Origin of the sequence: Streptomyces sp. UH6 (assembly GCF_013421635.1) — a bacterium.
Lineage (GTDB): Bacteria > Actinomycetota > Actinomycetes > Streptomycetales > Streptomycetaceae > Streptomyces > Streptomyces abyssomicinicus.
The window spans coordinates 1-2,168 of record NZ_JACADT010000959.1 but is presented as its reverse complement, the minus strand read 5'-3'; the positions used below and the strand labels follow the sequence as shown (position 1 = coordinate 2,168).

3 protein-coding genes are annotated in these 2,168 nt (G+C 74.1%); all 3 read left to right on the top strand.

Annotated features, from left to right (window positions below; genetic code table 11):
• A partial coding sequence (locus HW445_RS28030) for a carboxymuconolactone decarboxylase family protein (protein WP_180223658.1) occupies nt 1–441 on the top strand: 441 nt, incomplete at its 5' end.
• A gap of 36 nt (nt 442–477) precedes the next feature.
• A complete protein-coding gene (locus tag HW445_RS28025) occupies nt 478–1,113 on the top strand; it encodes an MBL fold metallo-hydrolase (protein WP_180223657.1) in 636 nt (211 codons plus the stop codon).
• Nucleotides 1,114–1,185: 72 nt separating this feature from the next.
• Nucleotides 1,186–1,965, top strand: coding sequence for an exodeoxyribonuclease III (locus HW445_RS28020; protein ID WP_180223656.1), 780 nt, complete (start codon nt 1,186–1,188; stop codon nt 1,963–1,965).
• Nucleotides 1,966–2,168: the final 203 nt, after the last annotated feature.

Below are 2,168 nucleotides of genomic sequence, written 5' to 3'. Positions count from 1 at the left end.
CGCGCCCTGCCCATCGCCGAGCTGGCCGCCGCGCCCGCCCGGCCCGGACCCGGTGACCTCGGGGACCTCCACGACACCGGCCTCAAGATCCGCCGGGAGGTCCTCGGCGACGCCTACGTGGACCGCGCGCTGGACGGCGCCGACGACTTCTCCGGCGACTTCCAGGAGTTCGCCACCCGCTACGCCTGGGGCGAGGTGTGGAACCGCCCCGGCCTGGACCGGCGCTCGCGCAGCTGCGTCGCCCTCGGCGCCCTGGTCGCCGGCGGCCACTGGGAGGAGTTCGCCGCCCACACCCGCGCCGCCCTGCGCAACGGCCTCACCCCCGCCGAGATCCGCGAGGTGCTCCTCCAGACCGCCGTCCACTGCGGACTCCCCGCCGCCAACCGGGCGTTCACGATCGCCCAGGGGGTGGTGCGGGAGGAGACCATGCCGCAGGAGTGAGCGGACCGGCGCGCCGCGGAGAGGCAGGATGGGGCCATGAAGTTCATCAAGAAGACCCACTCCTGCGTCCGCCTGGAGAAGGACGGGGGCGTCCTCGTCATCGACCCCGGCGCGTTCTCCGAGGAGGACTCCGTCGTCGGGGCGGACGCCGTCCTCGTCACCCACGAGCACCCCGACCACTTCGACGAGGGCCGGCTGCGCGCCGCGCTGGAGGGGAACCCGGCCGCGGAGATCTGGACCCTGGCCGCCGTCGCCGACAGGATCTCCGCCGCCTTCCCCGGCCGGGTGCACACGGTCGGCGACGGTGACGCCTTCACCGCCGCCGGATTCGACGTCCAGGTGCACGGCGAGCTGCACGCGGTGATCCACCCGGACATTCCGCGGGTCACCAACGTCGGCTACCTGGTCGACGGCCGGGTCTTCCACCCCGGTGACGCGCTCACCGTGCCGGAGGGCGCCTCGGTGGAGACGCTGCTGCTGCCGGTGCAGGCGCCGTGGAGCAAGATCTCCGAGGTGATCGACTACGTCCGCGAGGTCAAGCCGCAGCGCGCCTACGACGTGCACGACGCCCTGCTGACCGACCTCGCCCGGCCGATCTACGACCGGCAGATCGGCGCCCTCGGCGGGGCCGAGCACCTGCGGATCGCCCCGGGCGACTCGGCCCGGCTGTGACCGCACCGCGTGGGGCGACCCGGCCGGGCCGCCCCACGCGGGACTGTCGTACCCAGCGGGTAGCGTGGAGCCATGCGCATCGCCACCTGGAACGTGAACTCGATCACCGCACGCCTGCCGAGGCTGCTGGCCTGGCTGGAGAGCAGCGGCACGGACGTGCTGTGCCTCCAGGAGGCCAAGGTCGCCGAGGAGCAGTTCCCCTTCGAGCCGCTGCGTGAGCTGGGCTACGAGGCGGCGGTCAACGCCACGGGCCGCTGGAACGGCGTGGCGATCCTCTCCCGGGCCGGCCTGGAGGACGTGGTCAAGGGCCTGCCGGGCGACCCCGGGTACGAGGGCGTCCAGGAGCCGCGGGCGATCTCGGCCACCTGCGGGCCGGTCCGCGTCTGGTCGGTGTACGTGCCCAACGGCCGCGAGGTCGGCCATCCGCACTACGCCTACAAGCTGGAGTGGTTCGAGGCGCTGCGGGCCGCCGTGGCCGGGGACGCGCAGGGGAGCCGGCCGTTCGCCGTGCTGGGCGACTACAACGTGGCCCCGGCCGACGAGGACGTGCACGACGTCGCCGCGTTCGAGGGGCTCACCCACGTCACCCCCGCCGAGCGCGCGGCGCTGGCCTCGCTGCGGGAGACGGGGCTGGAGGACGTGGTGCCGCGTCCGCTGAAGTACGACCGGCCCTTCACCTACTGGGACTACCGCCAGCTCTGCTTCCCCAAGAACCGGGGCATGCGCATCGACCTGGTCTTCGGCAACCAGGCGTTCGCCAAGGCGACGGAGGACGCGTACGTCGACCGCGAGGAGCGCAAGGGCAAGGGCGCGTCCGACCACGCCCCGGTCGTCGTCGACCTCGACGTCTGACGGCCCCGCCGGGGCGGCGTCCGCGCGCCCCATGGTCAGGGGGCGGGGCCGGTGCCAGTCTGGAGGGCATGAACATCCCCTTCCTGGACCACTGGCGCAAGAGGCACGGTCCTGCCCGGGGCGCGGCGGTCCTGGTGGGGAGCGGACCGGCCGACGGCGCCGGGCACGATCCGGCGGCCGGCGCGGTCGCGGAACTGCTCGGC

Bases quoted from the DNA above. Each gene is read 5' to 3' on its own strand.
- HW445_RS28025 (WP_180223657.1), top strand. From the start codon at position 478: ATGAAGTTCATCAAGAAGACCCACTCCTGCGTCCGCCTGGAGAAGGAC.
- HW445_RS28020 (WP_180223656.1), top strand. From the start codon at position 1,186: ATGCGCATCGCCACCTGGAACGTGAACTCGATCACCGCACGCCTGCCG.